Here is an 18,003-nt window from a genome sequence, read left to right as displayed (position 1 = left end):
GATACATTCCAATGTAAGTAGTTTGGGAGAATACGCAAAATGGGCTTGAACTGGAGATTTTAAGGATTGCATACTTTTTTGGTTAGGTTTTCGTTTTATATAGCTCTACCAGGTTTTTCAAGAAGTTTCTGAGGTTTTTGTTATATGAAGCTAGATGATAAATTTCTTTTAAATGTTCCCGACTAATTTCATTAAATCTAGTAGATTTCCCAAGTTCTTGAACAGCGTCATGTCTCTGGTTCTTGCAAGCCCTTATAAGGGCTTGTCCTAACCCATTTGTACTTATTTTCTGATAACTAGGAGAATTTATAAGATATTTCAGACTTTTCAGATGAATAACTGTATTTCCACCATTTCCTGCAGCATTTTCTAAAGCTTTTTCTAAATCATTTATACTAATTTCACAGGCTCTAGTAGAATTTATAATAACCTCTACAATGCCTGGATGACCATTAATGGAAGCATGGTCTAAAGCATTGCCTAAATTTTCTTCACTAATTTCATGAAATCTGCTTGATTTTATAAAAATTTTTACTATCTTTGCATGGGTATAAAAACAAGTCCAGGAAAACGCCTTATTTAAGGTTTTTATACTAATTTCATGAAATTTATCGCAAATTTTAAGAGATTGAAATAGTTCTTTTAGCTGAGAAGACTTGCCTTCTTTACAAAAGTGTATTATATCGCTAGATAGTTCTTCTACGGATTTATTGGTAAAAGAATTAGAAAAAATTCTTGTCATTAGGGCTTTATAAGTTATTGGATTATTTTCTTTAAGGTTTTTACATATCAATCGAGGAGATTTATAAGTTGATAAAAAAGCTTGCATATCTAAAGGTTTGAGATATGAACAAATTTTCTCAAAAAGATAGAAACGATCTTTATCTAGAATAGATACGAGATTGGGATCTATATATGAATTTGAAACAAGGTTTATACTCATTTTGTACCTAAAACTGTTTAATTTATTAAATTATATAATAAATTAAACATAAAATAAATAAGTAAAAATTTATTATTTTAAATAATTAATTACTAATTAAAAAAATAGAAGAAATTAGATGCTTTTTTGTGGAGGAGATAGTCTTTACAAATGTTCTTTTAAGTCATTTAATAATTAGAAGTTTTTATTCGAAAAGTTTTTCTTGGGTTAATTGAAATTAACACTTTTTAAGTAAATGTAAATGATGCATAGGCAGCTCATTATCTAGAAAAAGATCTATTTAAAGTTGCTTTTTAATCTCTAAAAAACTAATCTTTGTTCTGTTTATGGATGCTGGGGTGTCGCCAAGTGGTAAGGCAGCGGTTTTTGGTACCGCCATTCGGAGGTTCGAATCCTTCCACCCCAAATTAATTTAACTAAAAGCAAGTGTCCATGTCTTTTAGCAATTCTTTTATGTTGTTTGCAGGAACTTCTCATAGAGAGCTTGCAGAGTAAATTGCAAAAAGCTTGGAAGTTGAGTTAGAAAAAACTCTTATTAAGACTTTTCCAGATGGAGAGATAGGCATCTCTGTTTTAGAGAGTGTCCGTGGTAAGGATGTGTTCGTTATGCAATCAATGGCACACCATCCAAATTCCTATCTCATGGAATTATTGATTTTTGTTGATGCATTAAAGCGCTCGTCCGCTCGGTCTATTATTGCCGTAATTCCTTATTTTGGATATGCGCGCCAAGATCGAAGAGGAGTGAAAGAGAACCGATTACAGCAAGGCTTGTTGCAGATTTTCTGCAGAGATCTGATGTAGCGCGTATATTAACGGATTTGTATACAGAGCAAGTTCAGGGGTTCTTCAATATTCCTGTCGATAATCTTTATGCGTGTCTGGCATTAGTAGGTGCTGTTCGGAAACTACAGCCTAATCAAGTAGTGACACCTGATGTGGGTAGTGTTAGCATAGCTTATGCTTTTGCAGAAAAATTAGATATTGGTTTTTCGGTTATTAATAAACGATGTATAAATGCAAATGAAGTGGAATCTACTTTAACTTGGAGATGTTTATCAGAAGCGTGTTTTGCTCGTAGATGATATGTTCTCAACCGGAGGAGCTCTAAAAAAAACAGCTTTAGTTTGTAAAAGAGCTAAAGCTAGTGCAATTTTTGCAACTGCTACACATGGATTACTTATAGGAAGGTTGAAAATAGTGGAATTAAAAAGATCATTATGATCAATACAGTGCCAAATCCTGATTGCAGTGTAGAAGTGGTTTCAAAGGAAATACCTTAGAAATTTGGAGTAATTTATTATGAAGTCTGTAGCAAAGCCTCATTTATCTATGTCTTCTAGTAGTTCTTTTATGTTATTTGCAGGAACTTCTCATAGGGAGCTTGCAGAGCAAATTGCAAAAAACTTGGAAATTGAGCTAGGAAAAACTCTTATTAAGACTTTTCCAGATGGAGAGATAGGCATCTCTATTTTAGAGAGTGTCCGTGGTAAGGATGTGTTCGTTGTGCAATCAATGGCACACCATCCAAATTCCTATCTCATGGAATTGTTGATTTTTGTTGATGCATTAAAGCGTTCGTCTGCTCGTTCTATTATTGCCGTGATTCCTTATTTTGGATATGCACGCCAAGATCGAAGGGGAATGGAAAGAGAACCGATTACAGCAAAGCTTGTTGCAGATCTTCTGCAAAGGTCTGGTGTAACGCGTATATTAACAATGGATTTGCATACAGAGCAAATTCAAGGGTTCTTCGATATTCCTGTCGATAATCTTTACGCGCGTCCGGCATTAGTAGATGCTGTTCGGAAACTACAGCCTAATCAAGTAGTGACACCTGATGTGGGTAGTGTTAAATTAGCTCGCGCTTTTGCAGAAAAATTAAACATTGATTTTGCAGTCATTAATAAACGACGTATAAATGCAAATGAAGTGGAATCTGCTTTAATTGGAGATGTTTATCAGAAGCGTGTTTTGCTCGTAGATGATATGTGCTCAACCGGGGGAACTCTAAAAAAAGCAGCTTTAGTTTGTAAAAGGGCTGGAGCTAGTGTAGTTTTTGCAGCTGTTACACATGGGTTATTTATAGGAGAGTTTGAAAATAGTGGGATTGAAAAGATCATTATGAGCAATACAGTGCCAAATCCTGATTGCAGTGTGGAAGTCGTTTCAGTGGCACCTTTATTTGCGGAAGCAATAAGATCAATTGTTAATGCTAAATCTATTTCCTCACTTTTTACACGGTTTTAATTTTATCTTAAGGAAATACCTTAGAAATTTGGAGTAATTTATTATGAAACTTGTAGTGAAACCTCGTTTTAGCCAAAAAAAAAGCGAAGTAAAACAGATTCGATCCGTAGGGGATATTCCTGCTGTTATCTATTCTTTAAAAAAAGAGCCTGCGAGTCTAATCGTTAGTGGTCAAGAATTTGATACGGTATTGAGACAAATGCAACCTGGTCACTTACCAACAACTGTTTTTACCTTAAGCGATGGGGTAAAAGAATGCCAGGCTATTATTAAAGAAATTCAATATCATGTAATTACTTATAAAGTTTCACATATTGATTTTGAAGAGTTAACAGACGGTGTAAATGTACATGTAAAAGTACCTGTTAATTGCATAGGAACTATGGAGTGTGTTGGAGTTAAATTAGGTGGAGTTGTGCGTCAGGTAATGCGGCATGTGAAAGTGAAGTGTCAGCCAAAGCATATTCCTACAAAATTCGATGTGGATGTAAAAAATGCTAATATTGGGAATTCTTTGCGTGTGAAAGATTTGCAAGGAATACCAAGTGATGTAACTGTTCTAGCAAAAGAGCATGATGTTGTAGCTGTTATTGCAAAACGCTAATTTAAGAAGAGTTTTAACGTTGAGAGAAACAGAAAAACATTTAATTGTTGGACTGGGAAATCCTGGTGAAAAGTATAAAAATACCAGGCATAATGTAGGTTTTATAACGGTTGACTTTTTTGCTAATCATTACAACCTTGTTTTTCATGAATCAATGCGAATTCGTGGCTCTTTGGCTCAAGGCTGTATACAGGAGAAACAGGTTGTGTTATTGAAGCCTGGGACATTTATGAACGTAAGTGGTGAATCGATAAAGAGCTGCATGAAATACTTTTCTATTGCACAAGAGAAGATATTAGTTGTTTGTGATGATATTGCAATTGCTTTAGGAAAGGTAAGAATGAGGATGAAAGGATCTTCTGGAGGACATAACGGATTGAAAAGTGTAATTTCAAGTTTAGCTACTGAAGAATTCGCTAGATTGAGAATTGGTATAGATTTTCCACAATTAGAAGAAGATTTATCTGATTATGTATTGGGAAATTTCACTAAAAAACAACAAGAAACTATAGAGGAGCTGCTCCCTTTTACCACCTTGGTTTTAAAGGAATGGATTGTAAAAGGAATAGCTCCAAGTATGCAATTAGCCCATAGTTATCCAGATTGCAAAGATAGATAAATAATTTAAGTTTAAACTTAAGGAGAAAAAAATGGCTAAGCAAAAAAGCCAACTCTACGAAGGAATATACGTTTTAAGCGCTACACTAAGCGAGGAAGCTAGACAAAAAGCGCTTGAGAAAATTACAAACGGTATTTTAGAGCGTGGTGGGGTAGAACATAAGATTTTTGATCAAGGGCGTAAAAAATTAGCTTATGAAATCAATAAGCGACGTGAAGGATATTACTACATAATATATTTTACGATTGATACATGCTATTTTAAAGAAATGTGGAGAGAATACCATTTAAATGAAGATCTTATTCGCTTTATGACTCTTAGAGCAGATAACGTTCCTGAAAAAATAGAATTTAATTATGAAGAAAAGCAAACGGTTGAAAAGCCTTTTGCAAAAAAAAGTAAGCAATGTCCTTTTAAATCAGCTGGAGTGCGCCATATTGATTATAAAGATGTTGAAACATTAGTTCGTTTTATTACAGAGCGTGGTAAAATCATTCCAAGAAGGATTACCGGTGTATCTGCTTATTACCAACGTAAATTAGCGCAAGCGATCAAACAATCAAGACATATGGCTCTTTTACCATTTGTTGCACAAGACTAAAAGGAAGATATATGCGTAACCAACGTCAACGTAGTCAATTACTACTTTTGAAAGATGTCGAACAGCTTGGACGTAGTGGAGATATTGTACATGTGAAGCCTGGCTATGCGTGGAATTATCTGATCCCTACAGGTAAAGCGGTTTTTCCCGATAAGCGCACACTGCGCAATCAAGCAAATCTCAAGGAACAAAGAGAACAACAAGCAAACTTAGATCGCGAAGAATCTGAGTTAATTGCTAAAAAGTTAGAAGGGATGTCTTTGGAAATTTTTGTGAAGGTGGATCCTGATGGTCATATGTATGGATCTGTAAAACCCCAAGATATTGTACTTTTACTGCAAGAAAACGAGAAAATTTTATTAGATCGCCGTAGCGTTTTAACTCCAACTATTAAAGAGTTAGGAACATATAAAATTTCTCTTGCTCTTAAAGAAAATGTACCTGCACAATTTACGCTGCATGTGATTAAAGAGGTCTAGAGTTGTCTTGAACCTAAAGAGTTTTAAGGGGAAAGACCGAGAACTCACGCTTCTTTCCCCTGCTAAAGTTAATTTGTTTTTTCGTATACACTATCGAAGACAAGATCAATATCATCAAATTTCCTCTCTTTATCAAGCCATTAGTTTATCAGATACCGTCTCTATTTCTTTAGCCGATAAAGACCGTTTTCATTGTAATTTGGATCATCTCTGTGATTTGCAAGGAAATTTCATTTGGCAAGCCGTATCTTTATTTCGTCAGAAAACAGGTTGGAATCAGAAGTTATCTATTCACCTGCAAAAGAATATTCCTTTGCAAGCAGGTTTAGGGGGAGGAAGCAGTAATGCAGCAACAACTCTGTGGGCTCTTAATCAGCTTTCTCATTATCAATTTGAAGAAAATCAGTTAGCTCTTTGGGCTGCTGAATTAGGTTCTGATATGGCTTTTTTCTTTTCAGAAGGGACCGCTTATTGTCAAGGAAAAGGGGAGATCATGCAGAATATAACCCATCTGCCGAGCACGCATTTTTGGCTAGCAGCGCCTCAATTTGGTTTATCTACTCCTCTAGTCTATCAAAAATGTGATGTGAGTAAGTTACCGCATTGGGATAGTGCTCAAGCCTTATCCGATATACTCAAAGGTAAACTCGTTTTAAAGAATGATTTAGAGTCAGCAGCTTTTCGTTTAAAACCTGAATTACAAATCATCAAACATCAGCTTATAGGAATGGGATTTAAACAAGTGTCTATGACGGGAAGTGGTACCACTTTTATCTGCTTTGGGTCTTTAGAAATACCACAATCACCAGGAATCACTTTTTATCCTGTGCATTTTTTACAAAGAAAGCTAGGCTATTGGTATCAATAACATGTAAAACCAAAAGCGACTTTTAATGGATACAAAGTCCTATGACGATCGATTTATTGTAATTACAGGAGCTGCGGGATTAATAGGTTCTTGCTGTGTTCGTTATTTAAACAATCAAGGATTTACTAATCTGATTTTAGTTGATGATATTAAAAAAACAAATAAATGGAAAAATCTTCTTAACAAGAAGTATGTCAATTTTATTTCAAAGCATCAATTATTTGATTGGCTAAAAGGTAAAGAAAAAGAAATAAAGGCCTTCATTCATTTAGGAGCTTGTTCTGATACTTTGGAACAAAATGAAGAGTACTTGATGCAAAATAATTTGCGTTATTCCATTTGTTTAGTTGAATATGCTCTTCAAGCAAAACATCGATTTATTTATGCTTCTTCCGCTGCTACATATGGAGATGGATCTCAAGGCTTTATTGATGACCATGCTCAACTCGAGTACTTAAAGCCCTTGAATCTATACGGCTTTTCTAAATATGCTTTTGATTTATGGTTGAAGCAGCAAGGGGTTTTGGATCAAGTTACAGGTTTGAAATATTTTAATGTTTTTGGGCCTAATGAAAATCATAAAGGACGTATGGCTTCCATGATTTATAAAATGACATCTCTTGTGCAAAAGGAAAAAGAGATTCGTTTATTTGCTTCTACAGATCCAAATCAATTTGCTGATGGAGAGCAATGTCGTGATTTTATCTATGTAAAAGATGCCTGTCAGATGACGTGTGAATTCTTAAAAAATTCTATAAGTGGTATTTTTAATATAGGATCAGGATCTGCTACTACATGGCGCTCTTTAGCGCTAGCTATTTTTAAAGCATTGAAAATACCACCTAAAATTACATTTATAGAAATGCCTAAAGAGCTTAGTTCTCAGTATCAAAATTATACCTGTGCTGATATGGCTAAATATATAAAAATTGTGGAACAACCTAAGTTGTATTCTATACAAGATGCAGTAGAAGATTATATACAAAACTATTTAATTGTGGATAAGCGATGGTAAAGCTTAGCGGTATGCTCAGTCAATTCGATCCTGTACATGTTTTGGTCATTGGGGACTTTTTGTTAGATACTTATACAACAGGTAAAATCAAAAGAATGTCTCCAGAGGCACCAGTTCCTATTTTGCATGTAGAAAAAGAAGAAAACCGTCCAGGAGGGGCAGGAAATGTTGTCTTAAATCTTATTTCACTAGGGGTGCAAGTCACTGCTGTAGGAAGAATAGGATATGATTTTGCAGGAAAATGGTTATACGGTTTTTTGGAGACAGAAGGGGTTAATGTTCAAGCATTATTATCCCAAAAAGGATATAAGACCTCTGTTAAAAATCGATTAATTGCAGATTCACAGCAAATTTTGCGATTTGATCATGAAGAAACTACTCCTTTATTACAAGATTTAGAAAAAAAACTTATCCAACAATTGCCAACTCTTTTAAAAAAAGTACAAATAGTTGCCATTTCTGATTATGGTAAAGGATTTTTAACATGCTCTTTGTTAAAAGCTGTGATTCAGTTGGCTAAAAAGCTTTCTATTCCTGTTATTGTAGATCCTAAAGGGGAAGATTTTAGCAAATATAGCGGAGCTACGATACTCAAACCCAATCTCTCCGAAGCAATTTCTGCTGCAAAACTTTTAAAAACCAGCCCCTTAGATCAAGTAGCCGAAGTCATTTTTAGCCAATGCTATGCAGAAATGCTTTTAATTACACGCTCAGAAGAAGGGATGTCTTTATTTAAGCGATCAGGGTATACATGTGATTTTTCTGTGCCTTCTAAAGAAGTGAAAGATGTAACAGGTGCAGGAGACACAGTTCTTGCTATGATGAGCATTGCATTAGCCAATCAGATGGATATAAACCACGCAATTCAACTCTCTAATATTGCTGCAGGAATTGCTATTGAAAAACTAGGTTGTGCACGAGTTACTCTTTCTAATATAGCTCAAAGACTTTTAGAACTGGATGTCGAAAATAAAATTTTTGAAGAACATCATCTTTTTGCTTTGCGACAATCTTTAAAAGATGTTAGGTATACCGTTCTTGGGGTAGATAGTCGAAAAGGGATGTCAACAGCTTTGTTTTCTACTTTTCGAAAACTGTGCTCAAAAAAATTTAAATCAAAACTCATCATTTATATCTGTGATACAAACCCAGATCAAGAATTTGTCTTGTTGCTATCTTCTTTATCTGAAGTGGATTTTATTGTGCTTAAAAGTGAGAGTTTAAAAAATTTGTGCAAAATCATGCATCCTGAGCATGTATTTATCATGGACCAATCAGAATTAATTCCATTAACACATCCAATGGATCTGTTTGTGTTATAAGGGGTAAGCGCATTTTTCTTTGGTAAGCAAAAAACGTTAATGTCAGAAAATTTCTTCTTTTGTATATACTTGTCTTTTATGAAATTTAAGTCTTGATTTGGGAATTTTTATGAATAATTATGCGTTGATCTGCTTTATTTTAACTATAATGACTAGCTCTTATGCTGATGTAAAGCCAAAAATATCTATTTGTCAAGAATCTACTCAGCGATTTACTAAGCAGATCATTCAGGAAAAAATAGAAGAGACAAGGATTTTAGTTGGTAAAATTGTGCATGATGATGAAATTGTTATGACACAATTTGATCTATTAGCAGAAGAGCTTATTACTGCTTATTGTCGAGAAAAAGGGATTACTTTAAATGAAGTAGAAGAGATTCTGCAAGCCATGCAATTTTCTACAGAAAAACATCGTTTTCAAACACGTAAAAATGATCGTAAAACTCCTTATGTATCTCATTGTTTTGAGGTTGCTTATAAAGTGATGAGTGTGGGAGAAGTAAGAGATTTAACAAGTATTTTAGCAAGTCTATTGCATGATACTCTAAAAGATACGCAAACAACAGTAGAGGAAATCGAAAAAAAATTTGGAATTCAAGTTGCTAAAGTGGTAGAGGAGATAACAGGGGACAGAAAAATATCCTTGCAAGAGAAAAAACGACAAGAAACAATTAATGCATCATATCGATCAAAGCCCGCGGCCATAATTCAATTAGCTGATACTCTTTGCAATACATTAGAGCTTCTAAATCATCCTCCTAAAGGCTGGAGTCGAAAATATATTGATCAATACTTTCAATGGGCACAAACAGTTGTAGATCGTCTTCCATCTGTTAACTCTAGGCTAAAAGAGGCTGTACTTCTTACATTAAATCAATATTGGGAAACACAAGCTGCTGGTTCATCATGAAAATCCGTTTTCCAATCTTTCTATTCGCGCTTCTAAAGGAGGGTGAGTAGCAAAAAAGCGAGTAATGCTGCGTTTTTCAGGAGTTGAAATTTTAAATGCTTGAAAAGCTGCAAGAGCTGTTTGAGGGTCTTGAATCTGTATATTTTTTTGTAATGCTCTCAAAGCAGAGATCATATTTTCTCTGCCTGCTAAAAAAGCACCACCACGATCTGCTCTAAACTCTCTAAAACGAGAAAAAGCGCAGGTAATCAAAGACCCTAAGACCATAAAGATCACCTCAAATAAAAAGACAAAAATCATATAGCTGATATAAGACCCTCCAGAAGAATTATTTCTACTTTTACCAAGCCCTGAACAGATATAAGCAAGCACTCTAGCTAAGAACATGACAAAGGCATTAATAATACCTTGTAATAAAGTCATTGTGACCATATCTCCATTTTGAATATGAGCCATTTCATGGGCTATAACCCCTTCTAGTTCTTTTTCAGACATGCGATTTAACAAGCCAGTTGAAACAGCAATTAAACTACGTTTTTTGGTAGGACCGGTAGCAAAAGCATTTAATTCAGGGGAATTATATATCCCTACTTGAGGAAAATCCGATAAATTTGCATCTCGAGAAAATTTGTGCACAACTGTCAATAATCTCTGTAAACTAGGGTCTTTGGTATTAGCATCAATCAACTGTATTTTCATCATCCATAAAGCGATTTTACGGGAAAGTAAAAGAGAAATAAAAGCTCCTCCCATACCCCAAACAAAGCAGAAGATCATTAAAGAATAGAGATTTAGGTCGTATGATTGTAAATAAGGTTTTATGTTAAAAACGCTTAGAAAAAAAGAAAGGGTAATAACAACAAGAAAATTGACCAATAAAAATAAAAAAACTCTTTTAGCAATAATCATTTTTTTTCTCCTTATATCTATCTATTATCTGCTTTTTAAGAGGCTTATGTCAATAACCTATGTGATATTTTCAGCATAAAATGGGATTAAAAAATATAAATTTTTTAAAATTTTTTTTAATTTATGGTTTTTTTAAATAACGCTGGACTTTCTCCGATTTTCCTTTACATATTAATTACCGTTAAAGCATCTAGTTTCCACGTAAATGTACAACTCTAACGTGGAGTTGTAGTTTTTTCAATATAGATATCAACCTTGAGAATTATAGATGGTCATTGATCTAAATAGTTTTTATCTTCCAGAAAAAGAAAAAGAAAATGATGGATTATTTATTATAATAACCTGTGCTTCACCATCTGAAGATGGTAAAATACAAGTAGAAATGACGTATGAAGGAGATCCTTTTGTAATTTTATATATTTTAAAAAAAAGCTCAAGAGCAATTTGAACAAAATGATGATATAACTTAGTATTTTTTTTGAAATTTCTAAGAATATAAGGATAATGATTCATGCAAACATTTGTTTTTGAAGATTGGTACAAAAATCACCAAGAGGGAATCTTGCAAGATTTTTTTGCATTTCTACGCTTTCCAAGTATTAGTACAAATAAGAAATATGAGCAGCATATTAGAAAAACAGTAAACTGGCTTAGTGAATATATAAAGGGAATAGGACTAGAAGTAGATATATGGGAGACCTCTAATTATCCTGTTGTGTTTGGTTCTTATTTAAAAGCAGGTCCTAATAAACCTACATTGCTTATTTATCACCATTATGATGTACAACCAACGGATCCATTAGATTTATGGGAAAATGATCCCTTTGAACCGATTATTAAAGAAAATTGTGTATATGCACGCGGTGCTTCAGATAATAAAGGGCAGTGCTTTTATTCGTTAACCGCTTTAAAAGCTTATTTGGAATTGAGCGATCTGATTGAATTAAATATTAAAATAGTCATTGAAGGAGAAGAAGAATCAAGCAGTAAAGGAATCAAGGGGATTCTTAAGACAAAAGCTCAAGAGTTAAAAGCAGATTACCTTATCATTATAGATGCGGGGATTTCTAATATAAATTCTCCTGCTATTACTTTGGGAATGAGAGGAATGCTGTCTCTTGAGATAGAATGTAAAAATTCTTCTGTGGATTTACATTCAGGATTACATGGAGGGATTGCTCTAAACCCAAATCGGGTTTTAGCAACATTGATAGCAAATATGTGGCACCCCTCTGGTAAAGTAGCGATCCCTCATTTCTATGATGATGTAAAACCTATTGAGGAGAAATGGAAGGATTCATTGAATATGACTTTTGATCAGGATCTATATACCAAAGCATTTGGTGTGCATGCTTTTTCTTCTGAGGAAGGCTATTCTCTTCGAGAATCAAATTGGCTAAGACCTAGTTTAGAAGTGAATGGAATGTGGGGAGGATATATAGAACCTGGTTTTAAAACAGTAATTCCTTCTAAGGCGCATGCTAAGATTTCCTGCCGATTAGTCCCTGATCAGGATCCCCAAAAAATTACCCAAAACATTGTAGAATACTTCAAAAAAAATGCTCCACCAGGAATCGAAATTTTTGCAGAAATAGGAGAAGGATATGAAGCTTTTTGTTGTTTTTCTGATTCTGTAATTGCCAAAACAGCTGCTTTAGCATATGAAGAAATATTTAAAAAACCATGCAAATATATTGCATGCGGAGCAACAGTTCCCATTATACCAGAGCTAGCAGAAGTTAGCGCAGCAGAAACAATACTGATGGGAGTAGCTTTGGAAACGAATAATATTCACGCTCCCAATGAACATTTTAGCATGGATTGTTTTAAACTAGGATTCCTGGTAATAACAAATATTTTAACTCGATTGTCGCAAAGAGTGGAACAGGAGAAAGATGGTTTATGTGGAAATTCAGCAGAGCAAGAAAGGAGAATAGAGAAACGATAAATAGCTTGGTGCTATGGGGTAATTTAGGTGTTGTATTTCTCTTAGCAGCTTTAGGTTGTTTGCTATGTAAATATACACAAATCTTTTGCTGCTTATTTTTCATTTCAGTCTTTGGTTTCATGATGACTTTTTATTGGGGAATCAAAGGATTTCTATGTAGTGTTTGTTTGATTACAATCATTTTAATTGGTTTAAATGTTTCTAATAGATTTGATTTAGAAAATATTCTTTTTTCTATGTCGATTATGCTTTCTTGGTTAATCCTGTTATTAGGACGTCAAGAAGTTTTTCTTTACTTTAAGAATAAAACCCTTAAAGAACAAAATTTAGAAAGGAAGTGTATATTCCTACAAAAAAAAATAGATCAACTGCAAGAATTATTGATTTTCAAAAAAGCGTCTCAAAAGAAACAACAAGAAAACGTGTTATTAAAAAAGCAGTTAGAAGGATTGAATAGTGAACTAGTAAGAGAAAAAAAGGAAAAAGATATTTGGCAAAAAAGACATCACACAGTTATTCAAAAAATATCTAATCATCAAAGTAGAGAAAAAAAGTTACAGAATGCATTAAAAAACGCATTTCATATGCAGTCTGAAGCTACAAAAAATTTTCAGGAAAAAGCCCATCTTTTAGATCAAACAAGAAAACGTGTATTTCATTTAGACAATGCATTGTTTGCGTTAGAAAGAGACTGTATGGAAAAAGAGTTTGATCCTCAAGTAGCTGATTTTATGAGCCATATTATGCAGATGCAAAAAACACAATCCAACTTAGAATTTGAAGTTTCCTTGCTCGAAGAAATTGTTTGTAGTATTTGCAATCAGAAAAAAAAGAATGTAATAAAGCCCAAGTTTGCCGTAAAGAAAACCATCTCAAAGCTTTTACAAAATGTGAGCTCTAATCAAAATTTGTCAAAATCTCGCACCCCTCTTCTGTAATTAAGAAAGTATGTTCCCACTGTGCACTTGGTTTTTTATCCACTGTACGTGCTGTCCATTTATCTTCTACATCAATCACTATATCAGCAGAACCTGCATTAATCATAGGTTCTATAGCAAAAGTCATTCCTGCAGCAAGAGGAATCTTGATCGTATTATGACTGTGAGGGATTAAAGGAGGTTCGTGTAAATGTATTCCTGTTCCGTGTCCTACAAATTGGCGGACGATAGAGCATTTATGTAAATCTGCATGTAGTTCGATTTTTTCAGCAATCTCACAAATGAATAGACCTGGTTTTAGGATTTTAAATACTTCGTGTAAGCATTCATAAGAAACACTTATCACTTTACTTTTTTCTGTATCAACAGGTTCAAGAGCAACCATTTTACTACAATCGCCATAGTAGCCATTTAAATTACAAGTGACATCAATATTAAGAATATCACCTTGTTGCAGAGGAATATCATTAGGGATTCCGTGACATACAACATCATTAACAGAAGTACAGATGCTTTTAGGAAAAGGAGGAGTCCCATATCCTAAAGGAGCGGGAATTGCATTTGCTTCAAGCATTAGGCTATGTGCATAATCATTTAGTTCATTGGTTGTAATACCAACTTTTACTTGAGTGCAGGTTTTGCTTAAGATAGTAGCTGCTAAATGACATGACTTGCGAATAGCTTCAATTTCTTTTTTTGTTTTTAAAAGAATCCCATGTTTTTTACGATACTGATAAGAGAGTAGTTCTTGCTGAGCTTGAATGGTAAAAGAAAAGGAATTATTTTGATCGCACATGTGAAAAGAGAGTATAATCTGGAATTGTCAAAACTTCATAACCAGTTTCAGTAATTAAGAAGGTATGTTCCCATTGCGCACTTGGTTTTCCATCAACGGTTTTACAGGTCCAATGGTCTTTATCAATATATCCACTGCGTTTACCTGCATTGATCATAGGTTCAATGGTTAAAGTCATTCCAGGAGCTAAAGGAATTTGTGAGTAGTTATAATGATGAGCAACTTGTGGCTCTTCATGAAATCCAAGCCCTACTCCATGACCTACAAATTGATCCACAACAGAGCAATTTTGAGAAGAAGCATAGGATTCAATGGCTTTACCGATCTCACATAGTTTATTATTGGGCTTTAAAACCTGAGTTGCTCTGTTTAGACATTCTAAAGAAACATCAACTACTCTACGTTTTTCAGTATCGATGGGTTCAAGAGCGACCATTTTACTACAGTCGCCATAGTACCCATTTAAAATACAAGCTACATCGATATTAATAATATCGCCCTGCTGCAGAGGAATATCATTAGGAATTCCATGACAAATCACATCATTGAGCGATGTACAAATGTGTTTAGGAAAAGGCGGTTCTCCATATCCTATGCAACAAGAGATCGCATTTTTTTCTTCGAATAACTCTTTTGCATATCGATCTAGCTCATTTGTAGTAACCCCCACTTTTGTAATAGAGCAGAGTTTATCTAAAACGGTGGCAGCAAGTCTGCATGCATGACGAATGCCAACGATTTGTTCATCATTTTTTAAAATGATTCCATATTTCTTTAAATATTGTTCTTTAAGGGATTGTTCAGGATAATGGCATTTTTTCCATTTTTTTTGACTACCGCACCAACAGGGATCGTTACGCATCATTGTTTGACCTTAATAACATACTTTTTTTAGTAATAAACCATGAGCAGGGGCTGTCATTCCTATATGAGAACGATCTTTGCTCATTAAAAAACTGGGGATCTGATTAACAACTAGCTTAGAACAGCCTATATACACTAAGGTTCCTACTAAATTACGAACCATTTTATAAAGAAAGTGATCCCCGTGAATGATAAACCGCAACCTATCTTTAGAAATCGGTAAAATGGATAGCTCTTTCACATTGCAAATCGCATTGCGATTCCAATTATGTCTTTGGTTGCAGAAGGCTGAAAAATCATGCTCTCCTACTAAACTATGAGCTGCTTTTTGCATAGAATCAAATTCTAAAAAACGAGGGAAATGCCAAGAAGTTCTGCGAAAAAAAGGATTTTGTATTTTTCCAAAGCATACGTGATACCAATATTCTTTTTTAACGCAGTTCAAAGTAGAATGAAACTGCATAGAAGCTTCTTCTATATGTAAAACGGAAATAGTTTCATCTAAAAGACTGTTGAGAGATCCTTGTAGTTTATATAAGCAAAGAGAGCTAGCTGTAAGGAAATGAACTATTTGTCCTTTTGCATGCACTCCAGCATCTGTTCTACTTGCTGCAGACAAAACCACATCTTCTTGCAAGATTTGTTGCAGAGCGGTTTGCAGACTTTCCTCAATGCTGGGACCTACATTATTTTTCTGCCATCCTAAATAAGGAAAGCCATCGTAGGCAATAGTCATTTTAAGGTTGCGCTTATGTTCTATCATAGCAAATTTAAACCGCTTTTAAAAACAGCTGGACTCCTTCTAAGAGCATTTGAATAGCAATTAAAATTAAAATTAAACCCATTAAGCGCTCTAAAGCAGAAATTCCTCTTTTTCCTATTAGTTTTTTTAAATAACTAGAGCCTAACAAAATTAATGTTGAAGCAGCCCAAGCAATAAAAATAGCACCAATAATGCTGAAATGGTTCTCTGCTTGACCTGCATATAGCATTACAGCAGCTAATATAGCAGGCCCTGCTACTAGAGGGATTGCCAAAGGAACGATAAAAGGCTCCTTACCTACAACATCTTCTACAGGTTCAGTTTGCGGAGGAAAGATCATTTTTAGTGCAATTAAAAACAAAATTACTCCACCAGCAACGATAATAGTGGGCGTTTTAATATTTATGAAGTTTAAAATCACATCTCCTAAGAGTTCAAAAAGAATGATGATCCCTAAAGCAATCAGCATTTCACGCAGAATGATGCGCTGTTGCTTCTTAGGCTCAAAGTTTTTAAGTAAAGAAGCAAATAAAGGGATATTACCGATAGAATCGATCATTAAAAAAAAGGTAAGCGCCATAGAAAGCAATTGGGGATTAGACTTCATAAAACCGTCCTCATATTTATTTTTTAGTCTACGTCATTTGATAAATTCCAAGCGATTATAGATTTAAAAAAAAATATAATTACTGATTAATTATTTTTTAAATTCCATTATAGTTAAGTTTTTGACTCTATCAGAATTTCTAATCATTATATCTTGTATTCGCATCAAAAGTAGAAACAATCAGTTCTGAGAGTGTGAATATAGAGATAAAAGGAAGAAGGCTGCATTAAACTTACTTATTTTCGATAAGTTTGGACTCTACTTTTATGATTTTACAAAGTTTTTTGAGGAATTTTTTGAGTTTGAGATCTTTTAGTTGAAGAATCAGTAAAATGTCTGCATTCTTACTAAAAGCGGCTTTTGTCCAGTTAGCAGATCCTGTAATCAGGATTTCTTGATCTATTACACAAAGTTTGTGGTGTAGTAGATGTGCCCCTTGACTTGCACAAACAGAAATTCCTTGGGCTTTTAGCTGTTCTAATGCTTTTTTACTAGCTCCTTTTGCGCTGTAGCCATCTAAGACAACATGTAAGCGTACATTGCGATTTTTTGCAGAGATCAGAGCATCGCAAATGAGAGGATGAGTTAGGGTAAATGCCGCTACATCGATTGTTTTTTGTGCTTGATTGATTAGCTGTAATATACGAGCAAGAGCTTCCTTCCCAGCTGTTGGTAAGAAAAAAACCTCAGCTTGTTGTTGATTTATTTCAAAGGAATAATAGGAGCTAGCAGGGTCTTGTAAAAACTTAGCAAGTGGTGGGTGATATAAACCAATTACGAGATTAGAATGATAAAGAAGAGAAGAGGGAGTAAAATTAGCAGATCCCAAAAAAACCAATTCTTTGTCCAAAATCAGGATCTTCCTATGCATCAATCCTTTGCTTTTGACTGGATAAAGAAAGCGAATGGTATGGAGTTTTTTCTTGAGCTTAGGAGATGCTGAAGGATCGTAGTAAACTTCAACCGGAGTATTTAATCCTTTTTGCTTGAGTATATGAATTAAGCTAGTATCTGTTAGCCCATAGATGCTTAAATAAACATGCGATTTAGCCTCTTTAATCGATCGATAAAATACAGATTTAATATCATCTCTTGTTTGATTAGAATAAAAAATTAAAGGATTTTCAATGGAAGGGAAAGTGGTAGTAGTAGAAGCAAATACAAGCCAAATAAAAAATAGAGAAAGGCTACCTATCAGGAAGGAGAGGGAGACTCTAAAAAAGAGAAAGCCTGATAGGTTACGCCTAGTAAAAAAACTTTTAAAGCTTTTCACCTTTTTTGCGAAGTTGACGAACAATAGAAGGCAAGCCATTTTTATTAATTGTACGCAGAGCGTTTACTGACAAGGTTAAGCTAATAAAACGATTTTCTTCTGCAAACCATAAACGTTTTTTAATTAAATTCGGTTGAAAACGACGTTTTTTAATTCCTGTAACCTTTAAGCCAATCCCTTTTTTTTTCTTTGGAATTCCACGAATCGCATAGGATTTTCCTCGAACAGGGCGCTTACCAGTGACTTGACATCTTTTAGACATCTTTCCTTTACTCCTGTGATTCTTATAAAAGA

22 protein-coding genes, 1 tRNA gene and 1 pseudogene are annotated in these 18,003 nt (G+C 34.3%); 16 read left to right on the top strand and 8 right to left on the bottom strand.

Features of this window, described 5'->3' with window-relative positions:
• Window positions 1-82: 82 nt before the first annotated feature.
• A complete protein-coding gene (locus tag RHAB15C_RS05105) occupies window positions 83-943 on the bottom strand; it encodes an ankyrin repeat domain-containing protein (protein ID WP_194844813.1) in 861 nt (286 codons plus the stop codon).
• Window positions 944-1,277: 334 nt separating this feature from the next.
• Between RHAB15C_RS05105 and RHAB15C_RS05100 the strand changes: the two genes are divergently transcribed.
• The 13 genes and pseudogenes from RHAB15C_RS05100 to RHAB15C_RS05045 all read left to right on the top strand — a co-directional run bounded on the left by RHAB15C_RS05100 (window position 1,278) and on the right by RHAB15C_RS05045 (window position 9,611).
• Window positions 1,278-1,349 (top strand) — tRNA-Gln (locus RHAB15C_RS05100).
• Window positions 1,350-1,450: 101 nt separating this feature from the next.
• Window positions 1,451-1,747, top strand: a complete 297-nt coding sequence (locus tag RHAB15C_RS05095) for a ribose-phosphate pyrophosphokinase-like domain-containing protein (protein ID WP_194844814.1) — start codon at window positions 1,451-1,453, stop codon at window positions 1,745-1,747.
• A 17-nt stretch (window positions 1,748-1,764) separates the two neighbouring features.
• Entirely contained in the window at window positions 1,765-2,028 is a 264-nt protein-coding gene (locus tag RHAB15C_RS05090) for a ribose-phosphate diphosphokinase (protein ID WP_194844815.1), read from the top strand.
• A gap of 217 nt (window positions 2,029-2,245) precedes the next feature.
• Window positions 2,246-3,193 (top strand): ribose-phosphate diphosphokinase, encoded by a 948-nt coding sequence (locus RHAB15C_RS05085; protein ID WP_246587536.1) that lies wholly within the window; start codon window positions 2,246-2,248, stop codon window positions 3,191-3,193.
• 43 nt (window positions 3,194-3,236) lie between these two features.
• The gene (locus RHAB15C_RS05080) at window positions 3,237-3,797 is read left to right on the top strand and encodes a 50S ribosomal protein L25/general stress protein Ctc (protein WP_194844816.1); all 561 of its coding nucleotides are present in this window, start codon (window positions 3,237-3,239) and stop codon (window positions 3,795-3,797) included.
• Window positions 3,798-3,816: 19 nt separating this feature from the next.
• Window positions 3,817-4,416: an aminoacyl-tRNA hydrolase gene (gene pth / locus RHAB15C_RS05075; RefSeq protein ID WP_194844817.1), complete on the top strand. Its 600-nt coding sequence runs from the start codon at window positions 3,817-3,819 to the stop codon at window positions 4,414-4,416.
• 31 nt (window positions 4,417-4,447) lie between these two features.
• Window positions 4,448-4,768, top strand: a pseudogene (gene rpsF, locus RHAB15C_RS05070) (30S ribosomal protein S6); the annotation flags it as partial.
• Window positions 4,760-5,017 carry a 30S ribosomal protein S18 gene (rpsR, locus tag RHAB15C_RS07270; RefSeq protein WP_246587631.1) on the top strand — a complete coding sequence of 86 codons (258 nt, stop codon included), beginning with the start codon at window positions 4,760-4,762 and terminating at the stop codon, window positions 5,015-5,017. The pseudogene rpsF and the gene rpsR, both read left to right, overlap by 9 nt.
• 11 nt (window positions 5,018-5,028) lie before the next feature.
• On the top strand, window positions 5,029-5,496 hold the full coding sequence (rplI, locus tag RHAB15C_RS05065; RefSeq protein WP_194844818.1) for a 50S ribosomal protein L9: 468 nt from the start codon (window positions 5,029-5,031) through the stop codon (window positions 5,494-5,496).
• A gap of 7 nt (window positions 5,497-5,503) precedes the next feature.
• Window positions 5,504-6,364, top strand: a complete 861-nt coding sequence (gene ispE, locus RHAB15C_RS05060) for a 4-(cytidine 5'-diphospho)-2-C-methyl-D-erythritol kinase (RefSeq protein WP_194844819.1) — start codon at window positions 5,504-5,506, stop codon at window positions 6,362-6,364.
• Window positions 6,365-6,389: 25 nt separating this feature from the next.
• On the top strand, window positions 6,390-7,379 hold the full coding sequence (rfaD, locus tag RHAB15C_RS05055; RefSeq protein WP_194844820.1) for an ADP-glyceromanno-heptose 6-epimerase: 990 nt from the start codon (window positions 6,390-6,392) through the stop codon (window positions 7,377-7,379).
• Window positions 7,373-8,701 (top strand): D-glycero-beta-D-manno-heptose-7-phosphate kinase, encoded by a 1,329-nt coding sequence (rfaE1, locus tag RHAB15C_RS05050; RefSeq protein WP_194844821.1) that lies wholly within the window; start codon window positions 7,373-7,375, stop codon window positions 8,699-8,701. Before rfaD ends, rfaE1 begins: the two co-directional genes overlap by 7 nt.
• 109 nt (window positions 8,702-8,810) lie before the next feature.
• Window positions 8,811-9,611 (top strand): HD domain-containing protein, encoded by an 801-nt coding sequence (locus tag RHAB15C_RS05045; protein ID WP_194844822.1) that lies wholly within the window; start codon window positions 8,811-8,813, stop codon window positions 9,609-9,611.
• On the opposite strand, the gene htpX is transcribed toward RHAB15C_RS05045, so the two are convergent.
• The gene (gene htpX / locus RHAB15C_RS05040; RefSeq protein WP_198424160.1) at window positions 9,606-10,520 is read right to left on the bottom strand and encodes a protease HtpX; all 915 of its coding nucleotides are present in this window, start codon (window positions 10,518-10,520) and stop codon (window positions 9,606-9,608) included. The genes RHAB15C_RS05045 and htpX overlap by 6 nt on opposite strands.
• A gap of 268 nt (window positions 10,521-10,788) precedes the next feature.
• Between htpX and RHAB15C_RS05035 the strand changes: the two genes are divergently transcribed.
• From RHAB15C_RS05035 to RHAB15C_RS05025, 3 genes are all read left to right on the top strand, one after another.
• Window positions 10,789-10,968 (top strand): hypothetical protein, encoded by a 180-nt coding sequence (locus RHAB15C_RS05035; protein WP_220716030.1) that lies wholly within the window; start codon window positions 10,789-10,791, stop codon window positions 10,966-10,968.
• 63 nt (window positions 10,969-11,031) lie between these two features.
• The gene (locus tag RHAB15C_RS05030) at window positions 11,032-12,468 is read left to right on the top strand and encodes a M20/M25/M40 family metallo-hydrolase (protein ID WP_194844824.1); all 1,437 of its coding nucleotides are present in this window, start codon (window positions 11,032-11,034) and stop codon (window positions 12,466-12,468) included.
• Entirely contained in the window at window positions 12,423-13,406 is a 984-nt protein-coding gene (locus RHAB15C_RS05025; protein ID WP_194844825.1) for a hypothetical protein, read from the top strand. The genes RHAB15C_RS05030 and RHAB15C_RS05025 overlap by 46 nt, the downstream gene beginning before the upstream one ends.
• Here RHAB15C_RS05025 and RHAB15C_RS05020 read toward each other — a convergent pair.
• The 6 genes from RHAB15C_RS05020 to rpmB form a co-directional block, all read right to left on the bottom strand.
• Window positions 13,366-14,202 carry a methionyl aminopeptidase gene (locus tag RHAB15C_RS05020; protein ID WP_194844826.1) on the bottom strand — a complete coding sequence of 279 codons (837 nt, stop codon included), beginning with the start codon at window positions 14,200-14,202 and terminating at the stop codon, window positions 13,366-13,368. The two genes, RHAB15C_RS05025 and RHAB15C_RS05020, sit on opposite strands and share 41 nt — an antisense overlap.
• Window positions 14,186-15,067 carry a methionyl aminopeptidase gene (locus RHAB15C_RS05015; protein ID WP_194844827.1) on the bottom strand — a complete coding sequence of 294 codons (882 nt, stop codon included), beginning with the start codon at window positions 15,065-15,067 and terminating at the stop codon, window positions 14,186-14,188. The genes RHAB15C_RS05020 and RHAB15C_RS05015 overlap by 17 nt, the downstream gene beginning before the upstream one ends.
• A gap of 9 nt (window positions 15,068-15,076) precedes the next feature.
• The gene (truA, locus tag RHAB15C_RS05010) at window positions 15,077-15,829 is read right to left on the bottom strand and encodes a tRNA pseudouridine(38-40) synthase TruA (protein ID WP_194844828.1); all 753 of its coding nucleotides are present in this window, start codon (window positions 15,827-15,829) and stop codon (window positions 15,077-15,079) included.
• 7 nt (window positions 15,830-15,836) lie between these two features.
• The gene (locus RHAB15C_RS05005; RefSeq protein WP_194844829.1) at window positions 15,837-16,436 is read right to left on the bottom strand and encodes a MarC family protein; all 600 of its coding nucleotides are present in this window, start codon (window positions 16,434-16,436) and stop codon (window positions 15,837-15,839) included.
• 232 nt (window positions 16,437-16,668) lie between these two features.
• Window positions 16,669-17,709 (bottom strand): phospholipase D-like domain-containing protein, encoded by a 1,041-nt coding sequence (locus RHAB15C_RS05000; RefSeq protein WP_194844830.1) that lies wholly within the window; start codon window positions 17,707-17,709, stop codon window positions 16,669-16,671.
• Window positions 17,696-17,971, bottom strand: coding sequence for a 50S ribosomal protein L28 (gene rpmB / locus RHAB15C_RS04995; protein WP_194844831.1), 276 nt, complete (start codon window positions 17,969-17,971; stop codon window positions 17,696-17,698). The genes RHAB15C_RS05000 and rpmB overlap by 14 nt, the downstream gene beginning before the upstream one ends.
• Window positions 17,972-18,003 lie beyond the last annotated feature (32 nt).

Origin of the sequence: Candidatus Rhabdochlamydia porcellionis (assembly GCF_015356815.2) — a bacterium.
Classification (GTDB): domain Bacteria; phylum Chlamydiota; class Chlamydiia; order Chlamydiales; family Rhabdochlamydiaceae; genus Rhabdochlamydia; species Rhabdochlamydia porcellionis.
The sequence above is the reverse complement of the archived record's forward strand: the minus strand, read 5'-3'. Positions and strand labels throughout refer to the sequence as shown.